This window comes from Streptomyces sp. SBT349 (genome assembly GCF_001083795.1).
Classification (GTDB): Bacteria; Actinomycetota; Actinomycetes; order Streptomycetales; family Streptomycetaceae; genus Streptomyces.
Genome location: NZ_LAVK01000209.1, coordinates 1 through 13,491, shown reverse-complemented (window position 1 = coordinate 13,491; position 13,491 = coordinate 1). Strand labels below are relative to the sequence as shown.

Here is a 13,491-nt window from a genome sequence, read left to right as displayed (position 1 = left end):
CGCCCATGCCCCGGGCCCGGTGGCGCAGACGCCCCCGTACCAGGCGCCCGCGGACCACGTGGCCACGGGCCGCGCAGGCGGGGACGGGGGCGTCTGCGCCACCGGGCCCGGGGCATGGGCGGGGGCATGGGCCGGGGCATGCGCCGGAGCCGCCGCCCAGGCCGCCGCGGGCTGTGGTGGTACGGGCTGTGGCGGCGCGGGCTGGAAGAGGCCCGAGCGCTGGTCCGTCGTCGAGCGGAAGTCGACGGCGCCCTGCGTCATCCGCATGTACGCCTCCTCCAGCGACGCCTGGTGCGGGGACAGCTCCCACAGCCGCGCCCCCGCCTCGTGCGCGAGGTCGCTGATGCGCGGCAGCGGCAGCCCCACCACCTTCAGCGCGCCGTCCTGTTCCCTGTGGGCCTGGCCGCCCGCCGCGGTGACCGCCTTGACCAGCGCGTCCCGCTGGTCCGGCGCCCCGTCCGGGGTGCGGACCCGCGCGAAGCCCGTCGAGTTCCGCTCGATGAAGTCCCGCACCGGCAGGTCGGCCATCAGCTGCCCGCGGCCGATCACGATGAGGTGGTCGGCGGTCTGCGCCATCTCGCTCATCAGGTGGCTGGAGACGAAGACCGTCCGGCCCTCGGCCGCCAGCCGGCGCATCAGGTTGCGCACCCAGAGGATGCCCTCGGGGTCGAGGCCGTTCACCGGCTCGTCGAAGAGGAGCACCTGCGGGTCGCCGAGCAGCGCCGCGGCGATGCCGAGCCGCTGGCCCATGCCGAGCGAGAAGCCCTTCGAGCGCTTCCTCGCCACGTCCTGGAGGCCGACGACGCCCAGCACCTCGTCCACCCGGCGGGCGGGGATGCCGGAGAGCTGCGCCAGGCAGAGCAGGTGCGCCCGCGCGCTGCGCCCCCCGTGCTTGGCGTTGGCATCGAGCAACGCCCCCACCTGGCGTGGCGCGTTGGGCAGCTGCCGGTACAGGTAGCCGCCGATCGTCACATGGCCACCGGTCGGCTGGTCGAGCCCCAGGATCATGCGCATGGTGGTCGACTTGCCCGCGCCGTTCGGCCCGAGAAAGCCCGTGACCTTGCCCGGCTGAACCCCGAACGTCAGGTTGTACACGGCCGTTTGCGAGCCGAAGCTCTTGGTCAGGCCGACTGCTTCGATCATCTTGTCACCCAATACAGCCACAACGCGTCCCCATATGGCCCCCGACCCTATCGGCTGGCCCAGGGCGCCGTGTCAGGCGTCGCGCTTTCTCAGCACCGCGTAGCCCGCGATCAGCGCTGCGGCGACCCAGATGACCATGATCAGCAGCCCGGCCCACGGCCCGTAGGGCTTGCTGCCGTCGTCGACCACCGCCATCACCCGGGAGCCGGCCTGGTCGGGGAGGTAGTGGCCGACCTTCTCCGTCGCCGGGACGTTGGCCAGGATGCCGGAGATCAGGAAGAAGAACGGGATGAGGACCCCGAAGGAGAGCATCGGGCTGCGCAGCGCCCAGGCGACGCCCATGGCGAACAGCGCGATCAGGCCCATGTAGAGGCCGCCGCCGAACACCGCGCGCAGCACCCCCGGCTCGCCGAGGTCGGTGCGGTGCTCGCCCAGCATGGCCTGGCCGAGGAAGAACGCCAGAAAGCTGGTGATCATCCCGACCACGAGGGCCAGCGCCGTGGCGACGGCCAGCTTGGCGGCCATCAGCACCCCGCGCACCGGCACGGCGGTGAGCGAGGCGCGGATCATGCCGGTGCTGTACTCGTTGGACACCACCAGGATGCCGAACGCGATCAGCGCGAGCTGCCCGAGCGAGGTGCCCGCGAAGCTGATGAGGGTGGGGTCGAAGGTCATGCGCTCCTGGCGCGAGAGGTCGTCGAAGTTGTGCCCGATCAGCCCGCTGATGAGCATCCCGAGCGCGACGGTGACCACCACCGCGGTGACCAGCGTCCACGAGGTGGAGCGGACCGACCTGATCTTGGTCCACTCGGAGGCGAGCACCCGGCCGCCGTGCGCCACGGCTCAGCCCTCCCGCGCCTGGTACTCGACGGTCCCGTGCGTGAGGCGCATGAACGCCTCCTCCAGCGAGGCGCGCTGAGGGCTCAGCTCGTGCAGGACCAGGCCGTTCTCCGCGGCCAGTTCGCCGATCCTGGCGGCGGGCAGGCCCTCGACCTCAAGACTCCCGTCCGGCCGCCGCCTGGCCTCGGGAGCGGCGCGGGCCAGCACGTCGCGCAGCCGCTCCGGCTCGGCGGAGCGGACGCGGACGAACGTGCGCGCGTTCTCCTCGATGAAGTGCGCCATCGAGGTGTCGGCCAGCAGCCTGCCCTGACCGATGACCACCAGATGATCGGCCGTCAGGGCCATTTCGCTCATCAAGTGGCTGGAGACAAACACGGTTCGCCCGGAAGACGCCAGATGTTTCATCAGATTTCGAATCCACTGGATGCCTTCCGGATCAAGCCCGTTCACCGGCTCGTCGAACATCAGGATCTTCGGGTCGCCGAGCAGCGCGCTGGCGATGCCGAGCCGCTGGCCCATTCCCAGCGAGAACCCCTTGGGCCGCTTCTTCGCCACCGACGAGAGGCCGACCAGGTCGAGCACCTCGTCGATGCGCCCGAGGGGGATCCCGTTGCTCTGCGCCAGGCACAGCAGATGGTGATGGGCGGTGCGGCCCGGGTGGACGGCCTTGGCCTCCAGGAGCGCCCCGACGCGGGTCAGCGGCTCCGGCAGCCGCTCGTACCCGAGCCCGTCGATGGTGACCCGGCCCTCGGTCGGGTGGTCGAGCCCCAGGATCATGCGCATGGTGGTCGACTTGCCCGCGCCGTTCGGCCCGAGGAAGCCGGTGACCACGCCGGGTCGCACGGTGAACGTCAGGTGGTCCACGGCCGTGGTGCGGCCGTACCGCTTGGTCAGGCCCGCCAGCTCGATCATGGCCCGACGCTAAAACGGCGCGGGGGCCGCCGCCCGGTGAAGGCGGTGACCCCTGCGCCGGTGGAGTGACGAGGCGCCCGAACGCCCTGTCGTCTCCGTGCTCAGCGGGACTGCTGCGCGGGAACGCCCTTGGACAGGCCCTCGTCGGCGTCGTCGTCGCCGAGCGTGGCCGCGGCCACCTGAGCGCCGGTCAGCGTGGCCAGCATCTCGCGGACGTTGGTCAGCTGGGCGTTGATGCTGTCGCGGCGGTTGGTGAGCGCTGCCAGCTCGCGCTCGGACTCGCTGCGGATCCGGTCGGCCTTGGCGTTGGCGTCGGCGACGATGTCCTCGGACTGCCGCTGCGCGGTCTCCACCGTCTGGCGGGCCCGGCGCTCGGCGTCCGTGCGCAGCTTCTCGGCCTCAAGGCGCAGCTGCTCGGCGCGGTGCTCGATCTCCGCGAGGCGCTTCTCGGCCTTGGCCTGACGCGAGGCCAGGTCGCGCTCGGACTGCTCCCGCCGCTTGGCGAGGTTCGTCTCGAAGTCGGCCGCGGCCTGGGCCGCCTTGGCGCGGGTGTCCTCGAAGAGGGCGTCCGCCTCCTCGCGCTTGTTCTGCGCGTCCTTCTCGGCCTCGGCACGCGTCACCGCGGCCTCGCCCTGGGCCTTCTCGACGATGCGCGAGCCGTCTTCCTCCGCCTTGGCCTTGCGCTCCGCGGCGTAGGACTCGGCGTCGTTGCGCACCTGCTGAGCCGCCCCTTCGGCCAGCTCGCGGTGCTGCTCGGCGGCCCGCCGGGCCTCCTCGCGCAGGTCCTTCGCCTCCTCCTCGGCCAGGCGGAGGATCTTCTCGACGCGGGCGCCGAGACCGGCGTAGGACGGCTCGGAATCGGTGACCGCGGCCTGGGCGTTCTGCGTTTCGAGGTGGAGCTCCTCGATCCGCTTCTCCAGAGAGGTGATGCGAGCCAGTGCGCTGTCGCGGTCGGCAACGAGCTTCGAGATGCGGTCGTCCACCTGCCCGCGGTCGTAGCCGCGCCGCACGAGCTCGAAGCCGAAGGGGGAGGAAGTGTCGCTCATGGGGTTCCTGTCGAATTCAGACGGGTGAGTGGGTTGGTGTCGGGGGGCCTGGGCGTTTCAGCGCTCCGAGGTCGAGCTCCTCAGTCTTCGTGGAGACGGGTCCATGCCCTCGGAAGGCACATCCTAGGGGGCGAACCGGCGTGTCTTCGAGCGGATCACGTTTCTCTGTGGAGAATGTTCGCCTCTTCCGCTCAAACGAGTGTTCAGGCGAATGGCCCAGTCCGAGCCGCCCGGTGGGAGCCGGGAGTTGGGCGGTGATCGGCCCCCCGGAGCCTCGCCCCGGAGCCCCGGTCCGGCCGCCCGACTAGGGCCTGTCCGGCGAATCCTCGCGGGCTCCCGACGCCAGCTACGGCACCTCGCCGCGTTACCGAATCGCCCCAGTACGACCAAGTACGAGGGGCGACCCGGTGCCTTGCGATGCACCGCATCTGACGCCGCTCGCTATCCACGAAGATCCGCCGGACAGACCCTAGCCGCCCGACCTCTTGCCGCCGGGCCTGGTTCCCCCGGCGCCGGCGGTGACCGTCCCATTGGCCCCGCCCTTCCCACCGGGCTTGGGGGCCTCGAAGGACTCCAGGGCCTCCAGCACGTCCTGCACCCGGGAGATCTCGGCGTTGATGTCCGCGCGCCTGCGGGCAAGCTTCTCCAGCTCACGCTTGCCCTCCTCCACCGTGCGCTTGGCCTCTCGCTCGGCGTCGGCGCGCACCTGCTGCGCCTCGCGCAGGACCCCGGAACGCTGCTGCTCGGCGTCCTTGAGCAGCGCCTCCGCCTTCTTCACCGCGGCGATACGTACTTTACTCGCCTCGGAGTTGGCCTCCGCCATGAGCGTGTCGGCCGCCGCGTTCGCCTCGGCCCGCTGCTCCTCCGCCGCCTTCATCAGCTTGTCGACCCGCTCGCCCGCGGTGCGCGCCTGCTCGGCCGACTCGCGCCTGGCCCGGTCGTGCAGCTCCTCGACCTCGGTCTCGACGCGCGAGCGCAGCTCCTCCGACCGCTCGCGGATGGCCGCCGCGTCCCGACGGGCCTCCTCAAGCAGCTGGTTGGCGTCGGCCCGTGAGGTCTCCACCAGCTCGCTGCCGGCCTCCTGCGCGTCGGCGATGAGCCGGTTCGACTCCTTGCGGGCCGCGGCCACCATCGTGTCCGACTGCTCCTCGGCGGCCGACGCCATGCGCAGCGCCTCCTCCTGAGCCTTCGCCAGCAGCTCGTCCGCCTGCGACGCCGCGTCGCTGCGCTTGCGCGCCGCCTCCCGCCGCGCCCGGTCCAGGACCGCGTCGGCCTCCGAACGCGTCCGCTCCGCCGCCGCGTCCGCCGCCGCCCGCACCCGGTCCGCCTCGGCGATGGCCTCCTTGACGGTCCGTTCGGCGAGGGCCGCCGCGGCCTCCTTCTCCTCCGCGGACTCCCGCAGCACCCGGGCCGCCTCGCGCTCCGCCTCCGAGCGGTGGGTCGCGATCTCCGCCTCGGCCGCCTCGCGCAGCCCGCTGACCGAGTCGCGCACCTGCTGCGCCTTGTGCTCGGCCGCGCCCACCAGCGTCTCGGCCCGGCGCTCCGCGTCGTCGATCCTGGCCCGCGCGGCGGCCAGCAGCTCGTCGCTCTTCCCCCGCGCCTGCGCCCGCTCCCGGTGCGCCGCGTCGCGCGCGTCCGCCAGGAACGCGTCGGCCTCGGCGCGCAGCCGGGCCGCCTCCTCCTGAGCGGCGCCCAGCGCCTCGGCCGCCTCGGCCGCCGTCCGCTCGGCGGCCGACGCCGCGTCGGCCCGCACCCGGTCGGCCGCCGAGAGCGCCTCCTGGCGCAGCCGGTCCGCCTCGGCGAGCGCCTCGCCGCGCAGCCGGACCGCGAGCTCCTCGCCCTCGACCCGGAACCTGGCCGCGTCCCCCGCGGCCTCCTCCCTGACCTCCTGCGCCGACTGCTCGGCCTGCTCGGTCAGCGCCCTGATCCGCTCGGCCGCCTCGGCGCGCAGCCGCTCGATCTCCGCGTTCGCGTCGGCGCGCAGCCGCTCGGCCTCGGCCCGCGCCTCGCCCAGCGCCTCCTCGGCCGCGGCGACGCGCCGCTCGGCCTCGTCGCGCAGCCGCTCCAGCTCGGCCGTGGCCGCCTCGCGGTCCGCCTTCGCCGCCGCGCGGGCCTCCGCGCGCATCCGCCGCGCGGTCTCCTCGGCCTCCTGCGTCGCCCGCTCGGCGTGCGCCCCCGCCTCGGCACGCTGCTGCTCGGCCTCGACGCGGGCCTTCTTCAGCGCCTGCTCGGCCTGGTTGCGCAGGGTGGTGGCGCGTTCGATCGCCTCGGTGCGGACCCGCTCGCTCTCGGACGTCGCCGAGGAACGCATCTCCTCGGCGTCCGCCTTGGCCTGCGTCAGCAGCTCCTCGGCGCTCGCCGCTGCCTGCTCGATCTGCGAGACGGCCTCCCGGCGCGCCTCGGCGCGGACCCGTTCGCCCTCCTCGGTCGCCTCCGCGCGCAGCTGCTCCGCCTCGCTGCGCAGCCGCCGCGCCTCCTCCTGGAGCCGGACCGTCGTGGCGCGGTAGTCCTTGGTGTCATCCTGCGCGGCGCCCTTGAGCTGTTCGGCGACGTCGTGCGCCTCGGCCCGCAGCCGGTCCGCCTCCGACTCGGCCTCGGCGCGCAGCCGCTCGGCCTCCTCGGTGGCCGCCCTGGTGGTGGCCTTCGCCTCCTCGGCCGCCTTGTTCAGCACCTCTTCGGCGGTGCGGGCCGCCTCGGCGAGCTGGGCCGCGTACTCCTCGGCCGACTTGGACCTGGCCTCCTCGGCGGCCTCGGCCGCCACCCGCTCGGCCTCGGCGCGCGCCTCGTCCAGCGTGTGCTGCGCCTCGCTCCTGCGGCCCTCGGCGTCCCGGGTGGCCTCGGAGACCATGCGGGCCACCTCGGCCTTGGCGGTCGCCGTGCGCTGCTCGTACTCCGACTCGGCGCTCGCCCGCCGCTTCTCGGCCTCCGCGGTGGCCTCGGCGACCAGCCGCTCGGCGTCCTCGCGGGCGGCCCGCAGCGCGGTGGCCGCCTCGGCGGCCCGCTCCTCCGCCTTGCGGACCAGCGCGGCGGCCTCCCGGCGGCCGGTGTCCGTCTCCTGGGCGGTCGAGCTGCGCAGCCGCTCGGCGTGCTCGCTCGCCTCCTGCGCCTGCGCGGACGCGGCGGTCAGCAGCCGCTCCGCGTCGGCGCGCGCCCGGCGCACCATCTCCTCGGCCTCGGCCCTGGCCGCCTCCGCCTCGGCCGCCATCCGCTGCCGGGACTCGTCGGTCAGCCGCAGCGCCTCGGCCCTGGCCTGGGCGACGGTCCGCTCGGCCTCGGCCCTGGTCTCCTCGATCAGCCGCCGGGCCTGGGACTCGCTGCGCGCCCGCAGCTGCTCGGCCCAGGCGACGTTCTCGTTGACGTGCGACTCGACGGTGGAACGCCGCTGCGAGAGCTCCTCGTCCAGGCGCTGCCGGCGGCCGACCGCCTCGGCGTGCAGCTCCGCCTCCATCCGGGCGCGCTGCTCGGCCTGCTCCTGCATGACGCGCTGGGACCTGGCGCGGGCCTCGCGCAGCTCGCCCTCGGCGTCGACGCGCATCTGGTCGGCCTGGTGCTGGGCGGTGCGGAGGATCTGCTCGGCGTGGCCGGCCATGTCGCCGTAGACCGGGCGCAGCGAAAGCGTGCGGCGCACCTCGTGCAGCTTGGCCCGCAACACCTCGACCTGGTAGCCGAGGTCGTCGGCGTGGTCGACCGCCTTCTCCCGCTCCTTCTTCAGCCGCTCCATCTCGGCTTCGAACTGCGAGAGGTGGTCCTCAGCCTGGTAGGCGTCGTAGCCCGGCACCGCGCGGTCCCATCCGTCCCCTGGTCGTGGTAAAGCAGATCCGGTGATCGGCCGAACACGGGACGCGGGAGAACCCGCAGCCCCGGCTCGGCCACTCTACCGGCAGGGGCAGCTCACGTCAGTGGCCTTCGATGTCACCGACAGGTTCCGGTGCGGCGGATGTGACGAGCTCCGTGAGCACTCCGTGACAGTCCTTCGGATGCAGGAAGGTGATCCGGGAGTCCATCGAGCCGCGCCTCGGCTGCTCGTAGAGGACCCGGACGCCCTTGTCCCTGATCGCCTCGGAGTCCGCGTCGACGTCGGCGGTCCCGAACGCGATGTGGTGGACGCCCTCGCCGTTCTTCGCCATCCACTTGCCCACCGGCGAGTCCTCGCGGGTCGGCTGGATGAGCTGGAGGTACGAGGCAGCGCCGTCGTCGGTACCGTTGATCCTCAGCATGGTCTCGCGGACGCCCTGCTCCTCGTTCACCTCCGAGTGGAACGCTTCGAATCCGTAGGTCGCGCGGTAGAACTCCACCGTCGCGTCGAGATCGAAGCAGGCGATCCCGATGTGATCAATACGCGTCAACATTCCCCTAGTGCACCGTCTTTGAGGGGGAGCGCGCAACGTGCGCACAGTCACACGAACGCGCCGGTGCTCCCGGCCGTCACGCTCTGTACCGTCAAGTGAACCACCGTTCACCGCCTGCGTAGGATCCAGTGGGAATCGAGCAAGAGGAGCACGCACATGACAGCGACCGACGGCAACCGCTCCGTGATCGTGGCCGGCGCCAGAACCCCGATGGGGCGGCTGCTCGGCGCGCTGAAGCCGTTCTCCGGTGCCGAGCTCGGCGGCTTCGCCATCGAGGCGGCGCTCGAACGCGCCGGGATCACGGGCGAGCAGGTGGAGTACGTGATCATGGGCCAGGTCCTCCAGGCCGGCGCGGGCCAGATCCCGGCGCGGCAGGCTGCCGTGAAGGGCGGCGTCCCGATGACCGTCCCGGCCCTGACCGTGAACAAGGTCTGCCTCTCGGGGCTCGACGCCATCGCCCTGGCCGACCAGCTGATCAGGGCGGGGGAGTGCGACGTGATCGTCGCCGGCGGCCAGGAGTCCATGACCAACGCCCCGCACCTCCTCCCGTCCTCGCGCGAGGGGACGAAGTACGGCACGGCGCGGCTGATCGACTCCATGGCGTACGACGGGCTGACCGACTCGTTCGACGGCATCGCCATGGGCGAGTCCACCGAGCGGCACAACACCCTCCTCGGCATCACGCGCGCCGAGCAGGACGCGGTCGCCGCCGCCTCGCACCAGCGCGCCGCCGCGGCCAGGAAGAACGGGGTGTTCGACGCGGAGATCACCCCGGTGCGGATTCCGCAGCGCAAGGGCGAACCCGTGGTCGTCTCGCAGGACGAGGGCATCCGCCCCGACACCACGGCGGAGACCCTCGGGCGGCTGCGCCCCGCGTTCCCGGTGGACGGGGCGGGCACGATCACCGCGGGCTCCTCGTCGCCGATCTCCGACGGCGCGGCGGCCGTGGTCGTCATGTCCCGGGCGAAGGCGGAGGAGCTGGGCCTGGAGTGGCTCGCCGAGATCGGCCCCCACGGCATGGCGGCCGGCCCCGACTCCTCGCTCCACTCCCAGCCGTCCCGGGCGATCTCCCGGGCCCTGGACCGGGCCGGGCTGAGGGTGGAGGACCTGGACCTCATCGAGATCAACGAGGCGTTCGCCGCGGTCGTCGTGCAGTCCGCGAAGGACCTCGGGGTCAGCCTCGAAAGGGTGAACGTGAACGGCGGGGCCATCGCGCTGGGTCACCCGATCGGTATGTCCGGCGCCCGGCTGGCGCTGCACCTCGCGCTCGAACTGCGGCGGCGCGGCGGCGGCACCGGCGCCGCGGCGCTGTGCGGCGGCGGCGGGCAGGGCGACGCGCTGGTCCTGCGAGTCCCGCGGCGGTGACGCGATGGTGACGCGGTGGCGGTCGGCCGGGGTGCCGGAGCTGGTGGCGGGCGCGAGGGAGGGCCACCCGCGGGCGGTGGCGCGGTTGATCTCCCTGGTGGAGGACGCCTCGCCGCGGCTGCGCGAGGTGATGGCCGCCCTGGCGCCGTACACCGGGCACGCCTCCGTGGTGGGCCTCACCGGGGCGCCGGGTGTCGGCAAGTCGACCTCCACGTCGGCGCTGGTCGGCGCGTACCGGCGGGCGGGGAAACGGGTCGGGGTCCTGGCCGTCGACCCGTCCTCCCCGTTCTCCGGGGGCGCGCTGCTCGGCGACCGGATCCGGATGGGCGAGCACGCCGGTGACCCCGGCGTCTACATCCGGTCGATGGCGACCCGGGGCCACCTGGGCGGGTTGGCCTGGGCGGCGCCGCAGGCGGTGCGGGTGCTCGACGCGGCCGGCTGCGACGTGATCCTGGTGGAGACCGTGGGCGTCGGGCAGTCGGAGGTGGAGATCGCCGCGCAGGCGGACACCACCGTGGTGCTGCTCGCGCCGGGGATGGGCGACGGCGTCCAGGCGGCCAAGGCCGGGATCCTGGAGATCGGGGACGTGTTCGTCGTCAACAAGGCCGACCGGGACGGCGCCGACGCCACCGTCCGCGAGCTGCACCACATGCTGGGGCTCGGCGAGGCCCGTGCGGCGGGGGACTGGCGGCCCTCGGTCGTGAGGACGGTCGCGGCGCGGGGAGAGGGCCTGGACGAGGTCGTGGGGGCGCTGGAGAAGCACCGGGCGTGGATGGAGGAGCGCGGCGAACTGGCGGCCCGGCGCCTGCGGCGGGCCGCTCGCGAGGTGGAGACGATCGCGGTGACGGCGCTTCGCGAGCGGATGGCGGACGTGCGCGGTGACGCGCGCCTCGCGGCACTGGCGGAACGGATCGCGGCCGGGGCGCTCGACCCCTACGCGGCGGCGGACGAACTCGTCACGGCGGTCACCGGGGGCTGACCCCCGGGCGGGCCGGCGGTGCCGCCGACGCGCCGCGCCCACCCGGCCCCCGGCGGGGCGGGTGGGCGCGGAGTGCCGGCCGCGGCCGGTCAGTCGTCGCCGCGGTCGTCGTCGTTGTCGTCACGGTTGTCGTCGCGGTCGTCGTCCCGGTCATCCCGGTCGTCGTCGCCGTTGTCGTCCCTGCCGTCGTCCCCGTTGTCGTCGTCCCGGTCGTCCCGGTCGTCCCGGTCGTCGCCGTCGTCGTCACCCCGGCCGTCGTCGTCACCCCGGCCGTCGTCGTCGCCGCGGTCGTCGCCGTCGTCGTCCTGCTCCTGGCTCACGATGTCGCCGGTGGTCAGGCTGACGCGGATCTCGTGCTCCGTGCCGTCGTCCCCGCGCAGCTCGACCTTCCAGTGGCCGTTGCCGACCTCGGCCTCGCGCAGGGTGGCGGAGGTGTGGTCCTCGGCGAGGCGGATCGCCGCCGCGGCGTCGACCCGGGCGTCGGCGGCGAGCAGGCTGTTCGCCCCGGCCCGGCTGCCGCCGTCATCGTCGTCGTCATCGTCCCCGTCGTCGTCGCTGTTGGCCCTGGCGCGGCTGTCCAGCGCCTGGGTGCCGTCCTCGCTGACCCGGATCCGGTACCACTGCTCGTCCTCGCCGAAGACGTCGACCTCAAAGCCGCGGCGCTCGCCGTCGTCGTCGTCGCGCTCGATGTCGGTGACCAAGCCGGGGACCTCGGCCACGGCCGTGCTCACCGCCTGCTCGGCGGCCGAGCCGCCGCCGGCGCCACCGGCGCCGTCGTCCGCGCCCGTCCCGTCGTCGTCGCCCGCCCCGCTGTCGTCCCCGCCCGCGGCGTCCGCCACGTTCAGGTCGCCGAGGGCGGCGCCCGTCTGCTCCGTCGTGTCGTCCGAGCTCATCGCGGCACCCGCCAGCGTTCCCCCGCCGATCACGGCCCCGGCCGCGACGATCGCGATGATCAGGTTGCGCGTCATCTGAAGTTCCTCCCGTGGTGTCCTGCTTCGTCGTGTCCCGACAGGGAAGACCTTCGCCGATCCTTGCTGAAGCGGAGCTGAAGCACCCTGAAGTCTTCTTCAGGAAGGATTTGCCAAGCTTGCTCCATGCGCGTGCTGATTGTTGAGGACGAGAAACGGCTCGCCCGGTCGCTGGCCCAGGGGTTGACGGCCGAGGGCTTCGCCGTCGATGTCGTGCACACGGGGACCGACGGCCTGCACCGGGCGACCGAGGGCGCCTACGACCTGGTCGTTCTCGACATCATGCTGCCCGGCATGAACGGGTACCGGGTCTGCGCCGCGTTGCGCGCGGCCGGTGACGAGACGCCGATCCTGATGCTCACGGCCAAGGACGGCGAGTACGACGAGGCCGAGGGCCTGGACACCGGCGCCGACGACTACCTGACGAAGCCCTTCTCGTACGTGGTCCTGGTCGCCCGCGTGCGCGCCCTCCTGCGGCGGCGCGGCGGCCGGGGCGCCTCGCCCGAACTGCGGGTGGGGGGCCTGGTGGTGGACCGGGCCACCCGGCGCGTGTCCAGGGACGGAAGAGAAGTGGCGCTGACGGCGAAGGAGTTCACCGTGCTCGAATATCTGGCGACCCGGCCGGGCGAGGTGGTCTCCAAGGCGGAGATCCTGGAGCACGGCTGGGACTTCGCCTACGACGGCGACCCGAACATCGTCGAGGTGTACGTCAGCGCCCTGCGCCGGAAGCTCGGCCCGGGGCTGATCGTCACCGTGCGCGGCGCCGGATACCGGCTGGTGGCCTCCCATGGCTAGCGTCAAGTCGCGGGCCGCGCTGGGCGCGACGCTCGTCGTGGCCGTCGCGCTGGTGACGGCGGGCCTGGTGATGCTGGCGGTCCTCCGGGAGAACCTGGGCGAGCAGGTGAACCTCCAGGCGGAGAACGACGGGCGCGACGTCGCGGGGCAGCTCGCCACCGACGTCCCGTTCTCCGAGCTGCGCCTGGACGGGATGGGCCCGGTGCAGGTCGTGGACCACGACGGCAACGCGCTGGCGGTCAGCGAGGGGCTCCAGGCGATCACCGGCACGCTGAGCGAGCAGGTCGTGGCGCGGCCAGAACCGGAGACCGAGCCGGTCCGCCACGCCTCCGAGGACGACGGCCGCGCCTCCGAGGACGACGGCGACGACGACGATGACGACAGCGGCGACGACGACGGCGGCGGGGACGACGGCGACGACGACACCGGCCAGGACGGGCTGCTGCCCAGCGAGGTCGACGACGAGCCCGGCATGGTGAACGGCACCGCCACGGTCAACGGGAACGAGGAGGACTACGTCTTCGCCGTCGTCCAGGTGACCACCGCCCGCGGCGTGGAGGCCATCGTCTACGCGGGCTCGCCGGTCGGCGTCGAGCAGGCGGCCGTGGACAGCGTCCGCACCTCCATGGCCGTCGGCGTCCCCGTGCTGCTGGCGGTCGTCGGCGGCGTCACCTGGCTGACGACCCGGCGCGCGTTCCGCCCCGTCGAGGGCATCCGCCGGGAGATGGCCGCGATCACCCACTCCGAGGACCTCTCCCGCCGCGTCCCCGAGCCCGGGGCCAGGGACGAGATCGGCCGCCTCGCCACCACCACCAACGAGACGCTGGCCGCCCTGGAGGCGTCCGTCGAGCGGCAGCGCCGCTTCGTCGCCGACGCCTCGCACGAGCTGCGCAGCCCGATCGCCTCGCTCCGCACCCAGCTGGAGGTCGGCGAGGCCCACCCGGAGCTGCTCGACCTGCCGGGTGCGGTCAAGGACACCGTCCGGCTCCAGGCGCTCGCCGCCGACCTGTTGCTGCTGGCCCGCCTCGACGCGGGCGAGCGCCCGCTGCCGGGGAGGGTGGGGCTGGCCTCGCTGGTCGCCGAGGAGATCGAGG

11 protein-coding genes are annotated in these 13,491 nt (G+C 73.6%); 4 read left to right on the top strand and 7 right to left on the bottom strand.

Annotation, left to right across the window (positions count from 1 at the left end):
* From ADY01_RS23015 to mce, 6 genes are all read right to left on the bottom strand, one after another.
* Positions 1 to 1,143: ATP-binding cassette domain-containing protein (locus tag ADY01_RS23015; protein WP_078900525.1), on the bottom strand; the 1,143-nt coding region annotated here is incomplete at its 3' end.
* Between the two features lie 72 nt (positions 1,144 to 1,215).
* On the bottom strand, positions 1,216 to 1,983 hold the full coding sequence (locus tag ADY01_RS23010) for an ABC transporter permease (RefSeq protein ID WP_049576986.1): 768 nt from the start codon (positions 1,981 to 1,983) through the stop codon (positions 1,216 to 1,218).
* 3 nt (positions 1,984 to 1,986) lie between these two features.
* The gene (locus ADY01_RS23005; protein ID WP_049576983.1) at positions 1,987 to 2,895 is read right to left on the bottom strand and encodes an ATP-binding cassette domain-containing protein; all 909 of its coding nucleotides are present in this window, start codon (positions 2,893 to 2,895) and stop codon (positions 1,987 to 1,989) included.
* A gap of 101 nt (positions 2,896 to 2,996) precedes the next feature.
* A complete protein-coding gene (locus tag ADY01_RS23000; protein WP_049576981.1) occupies positions 2,997 to 3,941 on the bottom strand; it encodes a cellulose-binding protein in 945 nt (314 codons plus the stop codon).
* Between the two features lie 469 nt (positions 3,942 to 4,410).
* The gene (locus ADY01_RS22995; protein WP_049576978.1) at positions 4,411 to 7,719 is read right to left on the bottom strand and encodes a large Ala/Glu-rich protein; all 3,309 of its coding nucleotides are present in this window, start codon (positions 7,717 to 7,719) and stop codon (positions 4,411 to 4,413) included.
* 118 nt (positions 7,720 to 7,837) lie between these two features.
* A complete protein-coding gene (mce, locus tag ADY01_RS22990) occupies positions 7,838 to 8,290 on the bottom strand; it encodes a methylmalonyl-CoA epimerase (RefSeq protein WP_049576976.1) in 453 nt (150 codons plus the stop codon).
* Positions 8,291 to 8,446: 156 nt separating this feature from the next.
* On the opposite strand from mce, the gene ADY01_RS22985 reads away from it, so the two are divergent.
* The gene (locus tag ADY01_RS22985) at positions 8,447 to 9,655 is read left to right on the top strand and encodes an acetyl-CoA C-acetyltransferase (protein WP_049576973.1); all 1,209 of its coding nucleotides are present in this window, start codon (positions 8,447 to 8,449) and stop codon (positions 9,653 to 9,655) included.
* 4 nt (positions 9,656 to 9,659) lie between these two features.
* Positions 9,660 to 10,634, top strand: coding sequence for a methylmalonyl Co-A mutase-associated GTPase MeaB (gene meaB, locus ADY01_RS22980; RefSeq protein WP_049576970.1), 975 nt, complete (start codon positions 9,660 to 9,662; stop codon positions 10,632 to 10,634).
* A gap of 89 nt (positions 10,635 to 10,723) precedes the next feature.
* Here the strand turns inward: meaB and ADY01_RS39255 are convergent, their stop codons facing one another.
* A complete protein-coding gene (locus tag ADY01_RS39255; RefSeq protein ID WP_049576968.1) occupies positions 10,724 to 11,602 on the bottom strand; it encodes a PepSY domain-containing protein in 879 nt (292 codons plus the stop codon).
* A 126-nt stretch (positions 11,603 to 11,728) separates the two neighbouring features.
* Here ADY01_RS39255 and ADY01_RS22970 point away from each other — a divergent pair, with 126 nt between their 5' ends.
* A complete protein-coding gene (locus ADY01_RS22970; protein ID WP_049576966.1) occupies positions 11,729 to 12,397 on the top strand; it encodes a response regulator transcription factor in 669 nt (222 codons plus the stop codon).
* On the top strand, positions 12,390 to 13,491 hold a 1,102-nt coding region (locus ADY01_RS22965), incomplete at its 3' end, for a histidine kinase dimerization/phospho-acceptor domain-containing protein (protein ID WP_049576964.1). The genes ADY01_RS22970 and ADY01_RS22965, both read left to right, overlap by 8 nt.

Coding starts and splice junctions, on each gene's coding strand:
- ADY01_RS23005 (WP_049576983.1), bottom strand. CDS start 2,895: ATGATCGAGCTGGCGGGCCTGACCAAGCGGTACGGCCGCACCACGGCC.
- ADY01_RS23000 (WP_049576981.1), bottom strand. CDS start 3,941: ATGAGCGACACTTCCTCCCCCTTCGGCTTCGAGCTCGTGCGGCGCGGC.
- mce (WP_049576976.1), bottom strand. CDS start 8,290: ATGTTGACGCGTATTGATCACATCGGGATCGCCTGCTTCGATCTCGAC.
- ADY01_RS22985 (WP_049576973.1), top strand. CDS start 8,447: ATGACAGCGACCGACGGCAACCGCTCCGTGATCGTGGCCGGCGCCAGA.
- meaB (WP_049576970.1), top strand. CDS start 9,660: ATGGTGACGCGGTGGCGGTCGGCCGGGGTGCCGGAGCTGGTGGCGGGC.
- ADY01_RS39255 (WP_049576968.1), bottom strand. CDS start 11,602: ATGACGCGCAACCTGATCATCGCGATCGTCGCGGCCGGGGCCGTGATC.
- ADY01_RS22970 (WP_049576966.1), top strand. CDS start 11,729: ATGCGCGTGCTGATTGTTGAGGACGAGAAACGGCTCGCCCGGTCGCTG.